General features: G+C 42.3%; 16 protein-coding genes. 11 read left to right on the top strand and 5 right to left on the bottom strand.

Going from position 1 to position 17,754, the window contains the following annotated elements:
* Positions 1-14 precede the first annotated feature (14 nt).
* From BLU33_RS06430 to BLU33_RS06415, 4 genes are all read left to right on the top strand, one after another.
* Positions 15-221 (top strand): RNA-binding S4 domain-containing protein, encoded by a 207-nt coding sequence (locus BLU33_RS06430; protein ID WP_091370469.1) that lies wholly within the window; start codon positions 15-17, stop codon positions 219-221.
* Between the two features lie 2 nt (positions 222-223).
* Positions 224-1,300 (top strand): 3-dehydroquinate synthase, encoded by a 1,077-nt coding sequence (gene aroB / locus BLU33_RS06425; RefSeq protein WP_091370467.1) that lies wholly within the window; start codon positions 224-226, stop codon positions 1,298-1,300.
* Between the two features lie 4 nt (positions 1,301-1,304).
* Positions 1,305-2,225: a sterol desaturase family protein gene (locus BLU33_RS06420; RefSeq protein ID WP_091370465.1), complete on the top strand. Its 921-nt coding sequence runs from the start codon at positions 1,305-1,307 to the stop codon at positions 2,223-2,225.
* 238 nt (positions 2,226-2,463) lie between these two features.
* Positions 2,464-2,919 carry a nuclear transport factor 2 family protein gene (locus BLU33_RS06415; RefSeq protein WP_091370464.1) on the top strand — a complete coding sequence of 152 codons (456 nt, stop codon included), beginning with the start codon at positions 2,464-2,466 and terminating at the stop codon, positions 2,917-2,919.
* A gap of 165 nt (positions 2,920-3,084) precedes the next feature.
* Here BLU33_RS06415 and BLU33_RS06410 read toward each other — a convergent pair whose 3' ends face one another.
* Positions 3,085-3,549, bottom strand: a complete 465-nt coding sequence (locus BLU33_RS06410; protein ID WP_091370462.1) for a hypothetical protein — start codon at positions 3,547-3,549, stop codon at positions 3,085-3,087.
* Positions 3,550-3,866: 317 nt separating this feature from the next.
* Between BLU33_RS06410 and BLU33_RS06405 the strand changes: the two genes are divergently transcribed.
* The 6 genes from BLU33_RS06405 to BLU33_RS06380 all read left to right on the top strand — a co-directional run bounded on the left by BLU33_RS06405 (position 3,867) and on the right by BLU33_RS06380 (position 10,983).
* Positions 3,867-4,334: a GNAT family N-acetyltransferase gene (locus tag BLU33_RS06405; protein WP_091370461.1), complete on the top strand. Its 468-nt coding sequence runs from the start codon at positions 3,867-3,869 to the stop codon at positions 4,332-4,334.
* A 373-nt stretch (positions 4,335-4,707) separates the two neighbouring features.
* Positions 4,708-5,613, top strand: a complete 906-nt coding sequence (locus BLU33_RS06400) for a prephenate dehydratase (protein WP_091370459.1) — start codon at positions 4,708-4,710, stop codon at positions 5,611-5,613.
* A 145-nt stretch (positions 5,614-5,758) separates the two neighbouring features.
* Positions 5,759-6,886 carry a bifunctional 3-deoxy-7-phosphoheptulonate synthase/chorismate mutase type II gene (locus BLU33_RS06395; RefSeq protein WP_091370457.1) on the top strand — a complete coding sequence of 376 codons (1,128 nt, stop codon included), beginning with the start codon at positions 5,759-5,761 and terminating at the stop codon, positions 6,884-6,886.
* Positions 6,887-7,006: 120 nt separating this feature from the next.
* On the top strand, positions 7,007-8,290 hold the full coding sequence (gene aroA / locus BLU33_RS06390; protein WP_091370455.1) for a 3-phosphoshikimate 1-carboxyvinyltransferase: 1,284 nt from the start codon (positions 7,007-7,009) through the stop codon (positions 8,288-8,290).
* Between the two features lie 273 nt (positions 8,291-8,563).
* Positions 8,564-9,658, top strand: coding sequence for a chorismate synthase (gene aroC, locus BLU33_RS06385; RefSeq protein WP_091370453.1), 1,095 nt, complete (start codon positions 8,564-8,566; stop codon positions 9,656-9,658).
* 119 nt (positions 9,659-9,777) lie between these two features.
* Positions 9,778-10,983, top strand: a complete 1,206-nt coding sequence (locus BLU33_RS06380; RefSeq protein WP_091370451.1) for an MDR family MFS transporter — start codon at positions 9,778-9,780, stop codon at positions 10,981-10,983.
* Between the two features lie 198 nt (positions 10,984-11,181).
* On the opposite strand, the gene BLU33_RS06375 is transcribed toward BLU33_RS06380, so the two are convergent.
* Entirely contained in the window at positions 11,182-11,700 is a 519-nt protein-coding gene (locus BLU33_RS06375; protein WP_091380263.1) for a DinB family protein, read from the bottom strand.
* 162 nt (positions 11,701-11,862) lie between these two features.
* On the opposite strand from BLU33_RS06375, the gene BLU33_RS06370 reads away from it, so the two are divergent.
* A complete protein-coding gene (locus BLU33_RS06370; RefSeq protein ID WP_172829222.1) occupies positions 11,863-13,437 on the top strand; it encodes a L,D-transpeptidase family protein in 1,575 nt (524 codons plus the stop codon).
* Between the two features lie 104 nt (positions 13,438-13,541).
* Here BLU33_RS06370 and BLU33_RS06365 read toward each other — a convergent pair whose 3' ends face one another.
* From BLU33_RS06365 to BLU33_RS06355, 3 genes are all read right to left on the bottom strand, one after another.
* The gene (locus BLU33_RS06365) at positions 13,542-14,273 is read right to left on the bottom strand and encodes a murein L,D-transpeptidase catalytic domain family protein (protein ID WP_232009408.1); all 732 of its coding nucleotides are present in this window, start codon (positions 14,271-14,273) and stop codon (positions 13,542-13,544) included.
* 276 nt (positions 14,274-14,549) lie between these two features.
* Positions 14,550-15,128 (bottom strand): nitroreductase family protein, encoded by a 579-nt coding sequence (locus BLU33_RS06360; RefSeq protein ID WP_091370446.1) that lies wholly within the window; start codon positions 15,126-15,128, stop codon positions 14,550-14,552.
* 178 nt (positions 15,129-15,306) lie between these two features.
* Positions 15,307-17,739: a thiamine pyrophosphate-dependent enzyme gene (locus tag BLU33_RS06355; protein ID WP_091370444.1), complete on the bottom strand. Its 2,433-nt coding sequence runs from the start codon at positions 17,737-17,739 to the stop codon at positions 15,307-15,309.
* Positions 17,740-17,754: the final 15 nt, after the last annotated feature.

The raw sequence follows: 17,754 nt of genomic DNA, 5'->3' as shown, positions 1-17,754 counted from the left end.
ATTTTTGCCCCTCCATGATAGAATTTAAAGTTACAGGCGATTACATTCCGTTGATACAATTACTAAAAGCAGCCAACCTGGTGCAAACCGGCGGCGAAGCGCAAATAGTTGTAACCGAGGGCGAAGTGCAGTACAACGGACAGGTGGATTACCGCAAACGCCTAAAAGTTAAACCCGGCGATGTAATAGAATTCAGAAATCAAAAGATCATGGTTATATAATTATGGATACGCTTCATTTAGATACGATTAATAGCATCGACTACCCTATTTATTTTGATAATAGTATAGATCAGCTGGTAAACTTTATAAAAACAGGTAACTACTCCCGTTTTTTTATTTTAACCGATGAAAACACGGCACAACACTGCTTACCATTGGTTAAAGAAAAGCTTGGCGATATTGACAATTACGATATTATCGAGATAAATGCCGGCGAGGAAAGCAAGGATATTGATTTTTGCATAGGCATATGGAAAATGCTGATAGACTTTGGCGCCGATCGTAAAAGTTTGATGGTAAACCTTGGTGGTGGTGTGATCAGCGATCTGGGTGGCTTTGCAGCTTCCACATTTAAACGCGGGATCGATTTTGTACACGTGCCTACCACTCTCCTTTCGCAGGTTGATGCTTCAGTTGGTGGCAAAACAGGCATTGATATTGATAGCATTAAAAACATCATTGGCACCTTTACCCAGCCTAAAGCAGTATTTATTGCCTATGATTTTTTAAAGACATTGCCCGAAAGACAAGTACTTTCGGGCCTGGCCGAGATGCTTAAACATGGTTTAATAGTTGATGCCGATTATTGGAACCAGCTTAAAAACAGTGATCTTACATTCCCGGCAGTTGAGCTGATCTATCATTCTATAGAAATAAAAAACAGGGTAGTAATTGAAGACCCGAAAGAAAACGGCATACGTAAAAGCCTGAATTTTGGTCATACAGTTGGTCACGCTGTGGAGACTTATTCTATATTAAAAGACGATGGTACTGCTTTATCGCATGGCGAGGCTATTGCCATCGGCATGATATGTGAAGCATGGCTATCGCACAAAAAAATTGGATTAAGCAAGGCTGAGCTTAACGAGATAGTAGATGTGATTACAAGCTTATATCCTAAATATCTGCTGGAAGAATCAGCAAACGCTGAGTTGTATGCCCTGATGCAAAAGGATAAGAAAAACCAAAACGGTAAAATAAATTGCACACTGCTTACACAAATTGGCCAGTATAGTATTGATAATATCTGTACAGAAGCCGAACTTAGCGAAAGTTTAGCTTTTTACGCAACATTATAAATAAATGAATTCCCTCACCCCAAGGAATGACGCTGTAATTGTATTGATTACCCTGCTGGTTGTATTAACGCTGGTTGAAATGTGGCTGAGCTACCGCGAAAACCGTAAATATTACGAGAAACGCGATACCCTCACCAATATTTATTTAACCAGCCTGGCATTTATTATAAACCTGGCTGTAAATGGCAGTATATTTTTTATCCTGACTTTTACTTATCAATTCAAGCTGTTTGAAATACATAATGCGATAGCCTACTGGTTTATACTGATAGTAACGCAGGACTTTTTATACTGGGTTTTACATTATGTGGGACACTACTCGCGCATGTTTTGGGCCGTGCATGTAACACACCATTCGTCGGAGCATTTTAACTTAACTACCGGCTTCCGCTCTACTGTTTTTGAGCCCTTGTACCGCGTATTTTTTTATTTACCGCTGGCGCTGATGGGTTTTGACCCTATAAATATTTTATATGCTTACCTGATCACCCAGCTTTACGGCAACCTGGTACATACACAATATAACGTTCCGTTGCCAAAATGGTATGGTTGGATATTCGTGACACCATCGCATCACAGGGTACACCATGCATCAAACATCCCTTACCTTGATAAAAACATGGGTATGCTGTTTATTATATGGGACAGAATTTTCGGTACTTTTCATGAAGAAAATCTGCCTGAGCCTATAAAATACGGCCTCACCCATCAACCTGAAGATATGGGCCCGGTAAATGTACTTTTCCACGAATGGAAAGCCCTGCTGCATGATGCCAGGAAAGCGCCAGGCTTTGTTAATAAATTCAAATATTTTTTTAATCCGCCGGGCTGGAGCCATGATGGCAGCACACAAACTGCAAGAGCGTTGCAGCGGGAATATGATGAACAGCAGCATGGAGTTGATGTAAAAACTAATGCGGCTTAAATTCTCTATCATTTAGCGCAAGTCTTGTGCAGCTGTTTGTGCAATGATGACTTGTGATATTAAGATCAAAGAAGCACAAGGCAGCCATTTCTCTACCCTAAAACACAAGACGTGGGTTAACGTAATGACTGCACAGTTCGCATCGCTTCTTTAAAAAGATTTCTCGCTATCGCTCGAAATGACAAGGGGGTTTTAATTTAAACCTGTACATTCATCTATTAATTAAATCTGGTCCCCTATGGATAATAAACAGGTAATAGAAAAATTCTACAACTCATTTGCCGCCTGCGATGCTGAAGGCATGATAAGCTGCTACGCTGATGATGTAACATTTAAAGACCCTGCTTTTGGTTTAATAAATGGTTATGATGTTAAAAAAATGTGGCGAATGCTGTTAAAAAATCCGAATTTAAAAATCATTGCAAGTAATATAAATGCTGATGACAAAACCGGCAGCGCCGATTGGGTGGCCATTTATACCTTTAGCTTAACCGGCAGAAAGGTGACAAACAAAGTACACGCCCAATTTAAATTCAGCAATGGCAAAATCACTAAACATACCGATCATTTTAGTTTTTGGAAATGGGCCGGGCAGGCATTTGGCTTAAAAGGTTATTTATTAGGCTGGACATCATTGATGCAGAATAAGGTAAGGCAACAGGCTTTAGCGAGGTTGGAAAAGTTTAAGGGATGATGGTGAGCATGGCGAATATTTGACTCACCCGGTCTTTCCGCTATCAAGCGGACGACCACACCTCCCTATCGCAAGCGATAAAGAGGGTAAACCTCCTTTAACCCTTTATCCCCTCTTTGCGCGTAGCGGAGAGAAGGATGATAAGCGAAGCGATGTTAGGGTGAGTTAAAATGACCTGAACAGCGGCCTGCTAATCAACGGAGAAAACGACCAGGGAATCGAACTTAAAACAACCAGCAACGCAATCGTAAACCATATCGCCATCGTCTTAAACTTTTCTATATCCGTAGTTTTCCGCTTTGCTTTGGCTGAACCAATAGTGATCAAAATAATACCCGTCAGCATCATGGTAATGTGTTCCATCCCAAAAAACCTGATCTGCCGGTTATGTACCGCATCCTTAAAATTATGCAGGAAATAGTTTACTATCGGGCTAATGAAATACAGCCACAACCCAAACACCAATTGTATATGTGCTATGGTTGCAGTTATCCATCGTACCCGCTCATCCAATTTTGTGAATGGCTTTTTCAGGAGCCAGCCACGGTAACTACGATAAATAGCGAAAAGTAAACTTGCCAGCACAAACCAGCGCACTAATGAATGTAAGGCTAATAAAAAAAGATACATGTAATAAGCTTATATCTTGTTGGACGATCAGCAAAGGAAAAGATTTTAATTTATTTATAAGTAATCCCTGCGTCATGGATGGAAGCGGAAATCCTTTGAAAAAGATTAGAACGAAAAGTCCGGCCATCAGGCAACGGCCAGATGATTATTAAACGACCAATAAGAATAAAAAAGATATATTACCTTTAGGATACATAAAGACTAATGGAGATTGCTAATCATTCTGAAGACCAGATCATAATCGATAAGCCTTTGAATTCTCAACCGAAATCAAAGCATGTATACTAGCTGACTGAAAACTTAGTAGATATTATATTATGAATACAGCATCCACTCTTAACTTTCGCATAGCGACTAAAGAAGATCTTAAGGAAATTATCAAAATGATGGCTGATGATCCGCTGGGGTCACAAAGAGAAGTCGTTTCAGAAATAATATCCGAGAAATACATGTCCGCCTTTGAAAAGATTCAGGCAGATCCAAACCAGGAATTAACGGTTGCAGAAATGAATGGAGTTCTGGTCGCAACATTTCAGCTGACATTCATCCAGTACCTTAACTTTCAAGGTGGAGTAAGGGCGCAAATCGAAGCGGTAAGAACAAATTCCAATTACCGCAGCCGGGGCATTGGAACCAAAGTTTTTGAATATGCCATCAACCGGGCAAAAGCGAAAGGCTGCCACCTAATTCAACTAACCACTGATAAAGCAAGGCCAGATGCACTTCGGTTCTATGAAAAGTTAGGTTTTAAAGCAGCTCACGAAGGAATGAAATTAAAATTGTAAGTAGAATTATCGTTAATCAGCCAGTTCAAGCGCCAACGCTTGAATGCAAAAATTTGTAAGCGTCCACACTTACACCACGCTGTCAAAAAGTTTCCAAATCGGACAATTATGCGAGTAGTTTACAATCACCAACCCAATAAAATTCTGTTTACTCTATTTATTTTCAAAAAAATAAAATTTTCTATTGACAAACTGTTTTTTAACCGTACATTTACCACGCAAAACAAAAACAATGACTTTTAACACCGCATTTTTTTATGGCTACTACTTTTACTTTAACAGTAAGAGCCGGGACTAATATGCGATAACAAACATATAAAGAAACTAAAAAGTCCCGGCCCACAAGCCGGGATTTTTTGCTTTAAGAGTATTTATGAAAAAAGAAAAACCAAGAGTTGCCATACAGGGTATCCGCGCTTCCTTTCACGAAGAAGCTGCCTTCAAATATTTTGGTGAAGACATCGAGACAATTGAATGCAACTCTTTTAAGCAAACATTTGAGGCTCTGCAAAATAAAGAAGCCGATTATGTGGTAATGGCCATTGAGAACAGCATAGCAGGCAGCATTTTGCCTAACTACACGCTATTAATGAGCTATGGCTTCCCTATTGTTGGCGAGGTTTTTATCCCTATCCAGTTGCATTTAATGGCATTGCCGGGTGTGAAGTTTGAGGATGTGAAGTATGTAACATCGCACCCGATAGCTATACGCCAGTGTGTCGACTTTTTTTATGAATACCCGCACCTTAAAATGGTGGAAAGCAGCGATACCGCCGCCTGTGCCAAACGCATCCGCGAAGAACAGCTGACCGACACCGTTGCTATAGCCAATACGTTAGCCGCTAATTTATACGGACTGCAAATACTGGAGCGTCGTATCGAATCAAACAAAGTGAACTTTACCCGTTTCCTGATCATCACCAATCATGAAACGCCTGTTAAGGGAACACCTAATAAAGCATCGCTTTGCTTTGAGGTGAGTAATAAAGCGGGGTCGCTGGCTAAGGTATTAAACATCTTCGCAGATCAAAACCTTAACATGAGCAAAATACAATCAATGCCGGTGTTAGGTAAGCGCAACGAGTATAATTTTTATGTTGATATAGAGTGGAACGAAATGAAGCAATATGATAGCGCCATAAGGCAAACGCTTAAATACACCCACAACTTTAACATACTGGGCGAATATGAGCGATACGAGGAACAACCCAGTACCGATCAGTTTAAAAAGCCTGAGAAAAGGACTTATATAAAGATTAAGAAACTAGGGCAGGCGTAAGAGAGTTGGAAAAGTCGGGAAGACGGAAAGTCCGTAAGCAAGGCAATATAAAACAGTAAAAAATTAACAATTAAAATATATAACGATTAACAAACTTCCGGACTTTCGGTCTTACCGACTTTCGGACTTACAAAACAACAAAACGATGAAACTAGATTTAAACATACAGCCACTTGAATCCTGGATTAAAACAGGTAAGGAACCTCTTGTAATAGCGGGCCCATGCAGTGCCGAAACAGAAGAACAGCTGGTAGCCACAGCTCATTTATTAGCCGCAACCGGTAAGATCAGCGCTTTACGTGCAGGTATCTGGAAACCACGTACCCGTCCCGGAGAGTTTGAGGGTATCGGCAGCATAGGTTTAGAATGGTTAAAACGCGCTAAAGATGAAACTGGCTTACCAACCGCAGTTGAAGTTGCAACAGCAAAACACGTTGAAGAAGCTTTAAAGGCAGGTGTTGATATTCTTTGGGTAGGTGCACGCTCAACTGCGAACCCTTTCACCGTACAGGAAATTGCTGATGCCCTTAAAGGTGTTGATGTACCTGTAATGGTTAAAAACCCGGTAAACCCTGATCTTTCATTATGGATAGGTGCTTTGGAACGTATTAACAATGCAGGTATCACTAAACTGGCTGCTATACACCGCGGTTTCTCATCATACGAAAAATCTGCTTTCCGTAACGAACCAATGTGGGATATCGCTATCCACTTAAAAACTTTGGCACCGCACCTGCCAATGATCAATGACCCAAGCCACATTACAGGTAATCGTTCATTAATTGGTTACGTTTCACAAAAAGCTTTGGATTTGGATATGCAAGGCTTAATGATCGAATCACATATTGACCCTTCAGTTGCCTGGACAGATGCTGCACAACAGGTTACCCCTGCGGCTTTGGTTGAAATTATTGATCACTTAACCCTGCGCAAACCAGAAGTACGTGATGCCGGAGTAAAAGATAAATTAGCTGAACTACGTAGCCAGATTGATAAAATTGACGACCTGGTTATACAGAAGGTTGCTGAGCGTATGCAGATCGCTGAAAAGATCGGTCAATACAAAAAAGATAACGGCATCACCATTTTACAGGTTAACCGTTGGGACGAGATATTGAACAAACGCACAACTTATGCAAAAGCATTAAAGTTAAGCGCTGAGTTTACTGAGAAACTGATGGAATTATTACACAGCGAATCTATCCGTAAACAAACAGAAGTAATGAACAAAGGCCAGGAAACACCTCCTGCAGAACAACTTACACACGCTTAATCAACCAGGCTATCCGGTAGATTCTCCCCCTGTTTTTAGGGGGAAGTATCGACGGAGGAGACAGAGGGGGTAAAAGCGTAATTTGAATACTAATAACTTCGATTATACATCGAAACAGATATGGAGCAGAACATCATCCTGAGTAAAAAAAGCAAAACGGCAAATGGTACCGTGCAATTAACAGGCTCAAAAAGCGAATGCAACCGTGCATTGGTTATTGAAGCCCTGAGCAATGGCAAGGTAAAGGTTGAAAATATTTCAGACGCAGCAGATACGGTGACTTTAATGGAAGTTTTAAGTCAAAAGTCAAAAGTCAAAAGTCAAAATACCGACTCAGGACTAGATACTCAAGACTTAAGACTCGTAAACATCGGCCCTGCCGGCACTGCTATGCGCTTTTTAACGGCCTATTTTACTTTGCAGGATGATGAGGTGATTTTGACGGGCAGCGAAAGGATGAAACAAAGGCCTATCGGTGTGTTGGTGGATGCGTTGCGCCAGTTAGGAGCGCATATTGAGTACGTAGAAAAGGAGGGCTTCCCTCCCATAAAACTTAAAGGCAGCTTCGAGCAGCTAACTAGTAAGATCAGTATAAAAGGCAACATCAGCAGTCAGTATATTACCGCACTGTTGCTCATTGCTGCCCGGCTGCCTTTAGGTTTGGAATTACATATTGAGGGTGATTTAACATCGCGCCCTTATGTACAAATGACTTTAGCTATGCTGGAGCAGGCAAAGATACAACACACATGGGAAGGCAATGTCATCACAATTTCACACCAGGAGTTTGCAACAACAATATTACCGGTTGAACCTGACTGGAGCGCTGCATCATACTGGTACTCAATAGCTGCATTGGCCGATGAAGCCGAATTGTTCCTGCCCGGACTAACGCAATACAGCCTACAGGGCGATAGCGTTATCACCGAGATCATGGCTAATTTTGGCATCACATCGCAGTTTAAGGATGGCGGTGTGCATTTGTTAAAAGAAGCAAAACCGCTTTCCCGTAAAATATTCGACTTGAAGGAATGCCCTGATCTGGCGCAAACCATCATCGTAGTTTGTGCTGCATTAGGTCATGAGGCTACTTTTACCGGCCTGGAAACCTTAAAGATCAAGGAAACCGACCGTGTTAAGGCTCTGCAAAATGAGCTGGCCAAAATCGGCGTAAAACTGATTGAAAAAGGGTTACTTTACAAATTGGATTGCAGCGAAAAATTCATCCCTGAGCGTATTTTCATCAACACTTATGAAGATCACCGCATGGCTATGGCTTTTGCGCCTTTAGCTTTGCTGATACCACAGGTGGAGATTGAAGATGCAAAGGTGGTAGAGAAATCATACCCGGCTTTCTGGAGTGATCTGGAAAAGATAGGGTTTGAGGTTGAGCAAAAAGCATAAAGGTTAAAGCTGAAAGGCTTTTAAAAAGGGTGTCATGCTGAGGCACTCGAAGCATGAGCGTAGAGGCCTTTGCCCGCATGCTTCGACTAGCGCTCAGCATGACATCTACCAAAACAACAATAAACCTAAGCGTCATTGCGAGGTACGAAGCAATCCCTAAACAATACAGGGCGGCTCTGCTAATCAGGGATTGCTTCGAGCCTCGCAATGACGAATTAAATTATAAACATCCGCACATTTGCATATTTGCAGATCTGCACATCTAAAAACATCATGGCAGGCAATTCATTCGGGCAATTATTCAGGATAACAACTTTTGGCGAATCACATGGTGAAGCTATAGGCGTAATTATTGATGGCTGCCCGTCGCAGTTAACGGTCGATCTGGATTATATCCAGGGTGAGCTGGACAAGCGTAAACCCGGTCAGTCTAAAATAACTACCCAGCGTAAGGAGAGCGATACGGTTAAGATACTTTCAGGCGTATTTGAAGGTAAAACAACCGGTACACCAATCGCTATGCTGATACCGAATGAAGACCAGCGCTCAAAGGATTACACCCACAATGTGGATGTTTTCCGTCCTTCGCATGCTGATTATACTTACCAAACCAAATACGGGATTCGTGATCACCGTGGCGGTGGCCGCTCATCCGCCCGCGAAACCGCGGCACGTGTTGCGGCAGGTGCTTTAGCCAAACTATTGCTTAAAAGTCAGGGGATTGAGATAGTGGCCCATGTGAGCAGCGTAGGCAAAATAGATGCGCCAAACGTGGAGATAAAGGATGTACAGGAATTCATTAATGACCGTGAAAAGAACATCGTGCGCTGTGCTGATCCGGCCACTGCTGAGGAAATGATCGAGTATATCGATAGCATCCGCAAGCAGGGCGATACCGTTGGCGGTAAAGTTACCTGCTATGTAAAAAACTGCCCGGTTGGCTTGGGCGAACCTGTTTTTGATAAACTGCACGCCGAGCTGGGTAAAGCCATGCTGAGCATCAATGCCGTACACGGCTTTGAATTTGGTTCGGGCTTTGCCGGCAGCGAAATGCGCGGCTCGGAGCATAACGACATATTTGTCAAGAACAATGTTGGCGATATTGCTACCATTACCAACTTCTCGGGCGGTATACAAGGCGGTATCAGCAATGGCATGCCGATAGAGTTCAGAGTTGCATTTAAGCCGGTGGCTACCATAATGCAGGCCCAGGCCACTATTGATAGCGAAGGCAATGCAGCCGAAATATCGGGCAAGGGTCGCCATGATCCTTGTGTAGTACCCCGCGCCGTCCCTATTGTTGAAGCTATGGCCGCACTGGTTTTAGCCGATCATTATTTAAGAAACAAAAATTCAAAGTTGATTTAAGATGTGCAAATATGCAGATGTGCGGATGTGCAAATGCTTAAAATTGTATGCTTAAAATCAAATAACTATGTATTTCATCTGCACATATGCACATCCGCACATCTGCATATTAAATAACCATGACCTCTCCTATCCAACTCTACAAAAAAGCTTACACAGGTTTATCACGCAATAGCTGGTATCTATGTCTGGTGATGCTCATAAACCGGAGCGGAACCATGGTCATCCCTTTCATGACCATTTACTGCATCCACCAGTTACACTTTACCATTATACAGGCAGGTTATATTATGGCGCTGTTTGGGTTGGGCTCCATCTGCGGCGCATTTATTGGCGGTAAATTAACAGACAAGTTCGGCTTTTACGATTTGCAGATCTTCGCCCTACTAAGCGGTGGTATACTTTTCCTCATCTTAGGCTATCAACATACATTTTTAACCGTAGGTGCCGGTGCTTTTGTATTGAGTTTTTGCAATGAATCGTTCAGGCCTGCAAACTCATCAGCCATAGCCTATTACAGTACCGATGAAAATAAGACACGCTCCTATTCGCTCAACCGTTTGGCAGTTAACCTGGGCTGGTCGGTAGGCGCTGCATTGGGTGGTTTTTTGGCTGCCTATAGTTACCATTCACTTTTTTGGGTGGATGGCTGTACTAATATCCTGGCGGCACTTATGCTGCTAAAACTTATACCACGCTCGCATATTGTTAAAGCTGTAAAGAATAAAACAGCAATCACTGATACATCATCAGCTTATAAAGACACCGTATACCTTGTATTTATTGGCTTAGTGATACTTTTTGCCGGATGTTTTTTCCAGTTGTTCACTATGCAGCCGGTATTTTATAAAACGCAATGGCTACTTAATGAACGCACTATTGGTTTCCTGATGTCGTTAAACGGGTTGCTGATCGTATTTATAGAGATGATCCTCATCCATAGATTGGAGGGCCGTCGTCACCCATTAAATTATATCAGCGCAGGTGTAATATTGGTAGGTATCGGCTTCGTATTGCTCAATGTAATGCCTCCCAATATATTATCAGGTATAGTGGCAATGCTATTCATCACCTTCGGCGAAATGTTTTCCATGCCATTCATGAACTCCTTCTGGATAACCCGTACCAACAACAATAACCGCGGCGAATATGCCGGTCTGTACACCATGGCATGGTCAACAGCCCAGGTTTTAGCACCAACCATAGGCGCGCAATTAATTGCACATGGTGGTTTTAGCCTGTTATGGTGGATAATGGGTGTGATATGTTTAGTATCAGCGATAGGGTTTGGCATTTTGTACCGGAAAATAGTATCAAGTAGCTAGTATCAGGTATCAAGACAGAGTGTTTTTATAATTCCCTCCCCTGGGAGGGGTGCGGCTGGATGTGTTGTGGCAGGGAGGGGTTTCTGCGCCTGGTTTAGCAAAGTTCAAGAAACCCCTCCCTGCCCCTCCCAGGGGCGGGAATCGCACGTTCCCAAGCTTTTTCTTTTTATCTTGATACCTGATACTAGCTACTTGATACTAAAAAGAGCTACTTGATACTAAAATCCTCGCCGTTACCAGCAACTGCCCTGTATGCCTCATGGTATGCTCCGCAGAATGGACCAGCAGACCTATAACTGTTGATGGAATTTGCGCCCTGCCTACACCGCGGGTTTCAGTTAGGGTTGTTTCATCTGTTTCACCTAGTTGTTTTATGGCCCTATCAACCTGATGGTTAAAATTATTAAGCAGGGTTTGCACATTCTGTTGCTGGTCTTTCCCTTCTGATGCCAGGTAATCCAGTTGCTGCTGGGTAAGCTGTTCGCCTTTGGCATACGTAAACAATCTGTCCAGTACGCCAGTCAGATGTTGTAAATGAAAACCCGGCGATGCCATGCCCACGGGCCTTTCCCACAATAATTTATCAGGGAAGTTATTCATCAGGCCGTTTATCTCTTCGCGGGCTTGCAATAAGGCATGGGCAACCGGCTGAAGCAAAGGTGGTATGCCCTCCAACGGACCTCGCAGCCATACTTCTGCTTTATTTTTGTTTGCCATAATTATAATTTCATAGTACAATATCCGCCAAAATTATTCATATCGCAAAAATGGTTTTCATCCCTGAAATGTTCATTAGATTTATTAATTTAATACCGTTTTAACTATTGCAAGTTGTGGTATAGCAATTGCTATATACACACATGATACACATCTATGAAAATGAAGTTCCCTTATTCCATTGTTAAAAGACCCGCTTACCCTGTATTTATATTACTGCTCTGCCTGCTTACCACTACCTTTCAAAGCTGTAAAAAGAAACGTTCTGATATGGCTAATATTCTTTTCAAACGAACTCAGAATATAGTTTTTAAACAATTAGATCCCGACGATTTTGCAGTAGTATTTAAACACGTGCTGGATAGCGACAAGGCAAATCTCACCAACCCGGTACGCATTAAAACTTATTATGTAAATAACGATTATGACCCCGCGCTGTTCCTCGCATATTTTCAAAATGGTGATTTTAAAACAATGCTTGATTATTTTGACAAAGCCGATGAGCACGGGCTTGACTCAAACATGTTCCAACCTCAGCAGATCAGGGCACTTGCCAGTAAATTTTACAGCAAGAATGGCATAAAAACACTTGATGAAGCCTACCATGATATGGCCCAGCTTGAGCTACTTACGGCAAACTCACTTATTAATTATACTAACTATCTGAAATTTGGGCTCATCAACCCTAAAAGGATCTATTCAAGATATTTTATGGCTACCAAAAGGCCCGACAGTACCTCCATAAAACAGGTGTTACAGGCCCGGAATCTTAAAATTTATTTAGATACCATACAACCTAATGACCCTCAATACAAAATTTTGCAAAAAGCTTATTTAAGCGGAACAGTAATACCCGGCTTATCTAAGGATGAATCGCAACGTTTGTTATTGATCAGCATGGAGCGCTTAAGATGGCAAAATAAACCTACTGAAGTAAAGTATGTATTGGTAAACATCCCTGATTTTAAGCTGGATGTGATGGATAGCGGCAAATCTGTTTTAAACATGAAAGTTTGCGTTGGCCAGGGCCGTAATATGGACAATGCAAAAACCCTTATCCATTTTGATGATACCGACAGGTATGACAAGCCCAACCCGCACGAAACCCCCATGTTAAACAGCGTGATACACAGCGTACAAGTAAACCCGGTTTGGAACATACCCGAAAGTATTGCCAACAAGGAGATAATGGTTGAAGCCGCCAAAGACCCCTACTACCTTGCTAACAAAAATATTGATGTTTATAAAAATGGCGATAAGATACCTGACCCTGAAACGATAGATTGGTCGACCGCCAATAAGTCTGATTTTGAATTTAAGCAGAAACCAGGTGCCGATAACTCCTTAGGAAAGATCAAGTTCCTGTTCAATAACCATAGTAATGTTTATTTGCATGATACGCCCGCCAAATCAGCTTTTTATAAGGCGATGCGCGCGGTAAGTCATGGATGCGTAAGGCTGGGTAATCCAGAGGGCCTTGCACTGGCCCTATTCGGCCAAAGTGATGAGTATAATACGATTGACGAAGATATGAAATCCGACAATCCCGCACCTACTGATATCGACCTGCCAAATAAAACCGCGGTTTATATCACCTATACAACTTGCTGGGCCGATTCAACCGGAGTTATACAATACAGACCGGATGTGTACGGATTGGATATAGTTTTATATGCACACATGGCGAAAATACTGGACAATGTTAAACCAAACGTTCCCACATTAGCAGCCAGATAAAGTAGAAAGAGTCAAGACGCTAGAATCAAGAGTCAAGAAAAAAGTTTTAAAGCTTCTTGGTTCTTGACTCTTAATTCTTGACTCTTGCTTTTATCTTGATTCTATTAAAGATTCGCTAACCTGTTTGCGGTATCAGCAGGGAAAATGTAAGCAGCTGAAAGATCTTCGTTAAGGTATTTCGAGTTGTAGTTATTATCGTTTCCGTTGATGAAAAATACGGTGCGGCCTTTTATATCATCAATAACTTCGTTTGATACTTTTGGCGATACAGCAGGACATCCCCAGCTACGGCCTATTTTACCTTTTTCATTGATCGTTCTTTCGCTTACATAAGGCGCGCCATGAACTACAATTTCGCGGGCACGGGCATCATCATTAAAGCCTTCATCCAAACCATCAAGGTGTAATGAACGGCCATGTTTACCCATATAAACATCGTCAGTAAGGTAAAAACCTAAACTGCTTTGGTGTGAGTCATTAATATTAGAGAAGCTGTTGGCAACATCGTCGCCACTACCCGACCCATGGGCAACCCAGGTATTTAATAAAAGGTGCTTGGCAACCAGGTCAACAATCCACATGCGTTTTTCGCGACTTGGTTTATTCAAATCAACAACAGTAATAACGGAGCTGTTTTGTGGTAATTTGTTCGCCATTTTAAGGTTGATGAAACCTGTTACTGCCTTTTTAAATACAACTTCATCCAAACCTGATTGTTGTAGTTGTGCAGCCTGGTAAAGATCATCAACATATTTTTCAAATAGATCTTTTGCTGATGACGCTGCTTCTAATGGAGCAGTCGACCGGTTCGCGTTAGCTGTTCTCCAATTGATCATAGTAATTGAAAGGAGCATACAAGCGCACGTAATCCACCAAAAATGTTTCCTCATAGTACTAATTAGGGTATTTAAATCTGTTAATAAAATCAACAGGTTCAGGTATTAGCAACGATATATTTGTTGTGATTATTGCAAAAGTAAACAAATTAATAAATAATTATTATATTTAATTACAATTATTTCGTTTATGTTAAACAAATCACCTATATATTAATAAAAATACCTGTCTCAATTTTGTTGAGCGTTATTGTACGGAACGGAAACAAAAAAAGTTTACTTAACCCAGCTTACCTTTTGTTCAATAGGAATTGTTCTTTGGCCCTCGGGATGTACATCAGTGTACCCCAGATATAAAACACCTACTACATGGTCATCTACACCGAGGTTTAAATACGCTTTCATGGCAGGTTTAAGTGCCATGCCTCCTGTGCCCCAATAACTTGCAATATTTAACGCAGTAGCACCCAGCAGCAGGTTTTGAACAGCACATGATGTAGCAGCTATTTCTTCAAATACAGGTATCTTGGGTAGTTTACCCCTTTTCATAATGGCGATAATTACATGTGATGCTTTATCACCCTGATGAAGCAGGTTATTTGCAACAGTATCATTCTGATCTACGTCGCTGGTATTTTCCCTGTAGATATTGGCGTGCGCAGCACAAAATTGTGTAGCATCTTCATATACCACAAAGCGCCATGGCTCCGTATACCCGTGGGTTGGCGCCCAGTCAGCAAGTTCTAATATGGCAGCAATATGCCCGTTTGGTATTTTATGGCCGTTCATCATAAATGGCTTTATGGTACGGCGGTTCTTTATATTTTCTGCTATGGCGATGAAACTTTCAGTCATGTATAATAAAAAAATCTTTGTGTTACTATGTGGATCTCTTTGTGACCCTGGCGGTAAAATTAACCACAAAGATCACAAAGAACCGCACAAAGGGCACAAAGATTATATTGCGATGATGAAAATGCTGAACTATTTAAGCTCTTATATTCACTAAATCACTCATTCACTCCATCACTCATTAATAAATCGCCGGATATTTCCCGGGATTGGTCTCGTTCATCATATTATATACCGCCTCTATCACATCATCATGTGATGGTTTGCTGAAATAATCACCATCAGAGCCATATGGCGGGCGGTGGTCCTTAGCACTTAATGTTTTAGGCTGAGAATCGAGCGAATAATAGCCATTCTGGTTTTCCAATATCCTTTGCAGAATATAGGCTGATCCTGAACCGGGAATATCCTCGTCAATAACCAGCAACTTATTGGTTTTTCTTAATGAACTGCCGCAGATATTATCCGTATCAAAAGGATACAGCGTTTGCGGGTCGATCACTTCGATATGGATATCCATTTTTTCCAACTCTTCGGCCGCTTCCATTACAATACGCAGGGTTGAACCGTAAGATACTACAGTAATATCAGCACCTTCGCGCATAATTTCAGCCTTACCCAGCGGTACGGTGAACTCACCCACATTTGCAGGTAATTTTTCCTTTAAGCGATAACCGTTAAGGCATTCTATAACCAATGCAGGCTCATCGCCTCTTAATAAGGTATTATACATACCGGCAGCCTGGGTCATATTACGGGGCACGCAAATATGCAAACCACGCATGCCGCCTAATATCATGCCCATTGGTGAGCCTGAGTGCCAGATGCCCTCAAGCCTGTGCCCGCGTGTACGGATAATAACCGGCGCTTTTTGACCACCTTTGGTACGGTAGCTTAAGCTGGCCAGATCATCACTGATCACGTTCATGGCATATATCAGGTAGTCAAGATATTGTATCTCGGCTATAGGGCGTAAACCACGCATGGAGAGGCCCATACCCTGCCCTATAATGGTTGCTTCGCGTATACCGGTATCAACTATACGCAGGTCGCCGTATTTGCTTTGCAGGCCGGCAAAGCCCTGGTTAACGTCTCCTATCGCACCCACATCCTCGCCAAAGGCAACAATACTTTTATCGCGCTCAAAATTGGCATCAAAGCAGGCATTTAATACCTCACGACCATCAATTAAACGGGCATCATCATCGTACTCAGCTGCAATAACCGGCACATTTAATGGCGAATATGGTGTTCCTGAAAATAGTTTGGAGTTATAACGCTCGGTATTCTTTTCATTTTCAGTATAAAGCCAGCTAATTAGTGCTTGTTTTTCAGGTGTATTTTCTTTAACCGTTAAGCGTAGTGTTTTACGTATTGATGAAACAATATCATTACGCCCCGGGTCAATTACCGAGCGCAATGCTGTGGCGATAGCCGTTAATTCCGTTTCGGCTGCTACATTATGCGCCAATTGCTCAATAGCCAGCGCCGCTTCATCCAATTCGATCTTAATTTCATCGGCACGTTCGTTCCAGGCTTCACGCTGGCATTCACGCACAAACTTTTTAGCCTCCGCCTCCATCTCATCCAGTTCTTCAGGTGTTGCAATGGCCGATGATATCATCCAGTCGCGCATTTTTACCAGGCAGTCGTAGTCATTTTCCCATGCCAGGCGCTCCTTGCTCTTGTAGCGCTCATGCGAGCCTGAGGTAGAGTGCCCTTGCGGCTGTGTCATTTCGGTAACGTGTATCAATACCGGCACATGTTTTTCACGACAGATGCTTATCGCGCGCTCATAGGTTTCGCACAAGGCTACATAATCCCAGCCGCGTACTTTAAATATTTCGTAGCCGTTGGTACCCTCTTCACATTGGAAACCTTTTAATATTTCGGATATATCTTCCTTCGTAGTTTGCAAGCTGGCGGGTACAGATATAGCATAGGCATCATCCCAGATAGAGATGGCCATAGGCACCTGTAATACACCGGCGGCGTTAAAAGTTTCGAAAAACAAGCCTTCGGAAGTTGAGCCATTGCCTATAGTACCAAAGGCAACCTCGTTACCGTTTACTGAAAATTGCTTTAAATATTCCAGTTCATTGTTCTGGCGATATAGTTTTGACGCGTATGCAAGGCCCAATAAGCGCGGCATATGACCACTCGTAGTCGAAATATCCGACGCGCAGTTCATCGTTTCGGCCTGGCTTACCCAGCTACCATCGGGATTCACGAAGCGCGTAGCATAGTGGCAATTCATCTGCCTGCCGCCTGATGCCGGGTCCTTTTCAATATCGGGTGTAGCATACAGTTGTGCAAAAAATTCCTTCAGATTGCTCATCCCTGTGGCAAACATAAAGGTTTGGTCGCGGTAATAACCCGAGCGCCAATCGCCGGGCTTAAACGCCTTGGCCATAGCCAGTTGGGCCACTTCTTTTCCATCGCCAAATATGCCAAACTTAGCCTTTCCCGTAAGCACTTCGCGGCGACCAAGTATACTGGCTTGCCGGCTCTCAAAACCCACACGGTAATCGTTGATCACAATCTTTTTGAAATCATCAAAACTGAGTTCAACATCACCAAAGTTGCCGGCACTATGTAATGCAGTTTCGGGCATATCAAATTTGTTTAG

It is taken from the genome of Mucilaginibacter mallensis (assembly GCF_900105165.1).
GTDB classification, from domain to species: Bacteria; Bacteroidota; Bacteroidia; order Sphingobacteriales; family Sphingobacteriaceae; genus Mucilaginibacter; species Mucilaginibacter mallensis.
The sequence above is the reverse complement of the archived record's forward strand: the minus strand, read 5'-3'. Positions and strand labels throughout refer to the sequence as shown.

Coding starts and splice junctions, on each gene's coding strand:
- BLU33_RS06430 (WP_091370469.1), top strand. CDS start 15: ATGATAGAATTTAAAGTTACAGGCGATTACATTCCGTTGATACAATTA.
- aroB (WP_091370467.1), top strand. CDS start 224: ATGGATACGCTTCATTTAGATACGATTAATAGCATCGACTACCCTATT.
- BLU33_RS06420 (WP_091370465.1), top strand. CDS start 1,305: ATGAATTCCCTCACCCCAAGGAATGACGCTGTAATTGTATTGATTACC.
- BLU33_RS06415 (WP_091370464.1), top strand. CDS start 2,464: ATGGATAATAAACAGGTAATAGAAAAATTCTACAACTCATTTGCCGCC.
- BLU33_RS06410 (WP_091370462.1), bottom strand. CDS start 3,549: ATGTATCTTTTTTTATTAGCCTTACATTCATTAGTGCGCTGGTTTGTG.
- BLU33_RS06405 (WP_091370461.1), top strand. CDS start 3,867: ATGAATACAGCATCCACTCTTAACTTTCGCATAGCGACTAAAGAAGAT.
- BLU33_RS06400 (WP_091370459.1), top strand. CDS start 4,708: ATGAAAAAAGAAAAACCAAGAGTTGCCATACAGGGTATCCGCGCTTCC.
- BLU33_RS06395 (WP_091370457.1), top strand. CDS start 5,759: ATGAAACTAGATTTAAACATACAGCCACTTGAATCCTGGATTAAAACA.
- aroA (WP_091370455.1), top strand. CDS start 7,007: ATGGAGCAGAACATCATCCTGAGTAAAAAAAGCAAAACGGCAAATGGT.
- aroC (WP_091370453.1), top strand. CDS start 8,564: ATGGCAGGCAATTCATTCGGGCAATTATTCAGGATAACAACTTTTGGC.
- BLU33_RS06380 (WP_091370451.1), top strand. CDS start 9,778: ATGACCTCTCCTATCCAACTCTACAAAAAAGCTTACACAGGTTTATCA.
- BLU33_RS06375 (WP_091380263.1), bottom strand. CDS start 11,700: ATGGCAAACAAAAATAAAGCAGAAGTATGGCTGCGAGGTCCGTTGGAG.
- BLU33_RS06370 (WP_172829222.1), top strand. CDS start 11,863: ATGAAGTTCCCTTATTCCATTGTTAAAAGACCCGCTTACCCTGTATTT.
- BLU33_RS06365 (WP_232009408.1), bottom strand. CDS start 14,273: ATGATCAATTGGAGAACAGCTAACGCGAACCGGTCGACTGCTCCATTA.
- BLU33_RS06360 (WP_091370446.1), bottom strand. CDS start 15,128: ATGACTGAAAGTTTCATCGCCATAGCAGAAAATATAAAGAACCGCCGT.
- BLU33_RS06355 (WP_091370444.1), bottom strand. CDS start 17,739: ATGCCCGAAACTGCATTACATAGTGCCGGCAACTTTGGTGATGTTGAA.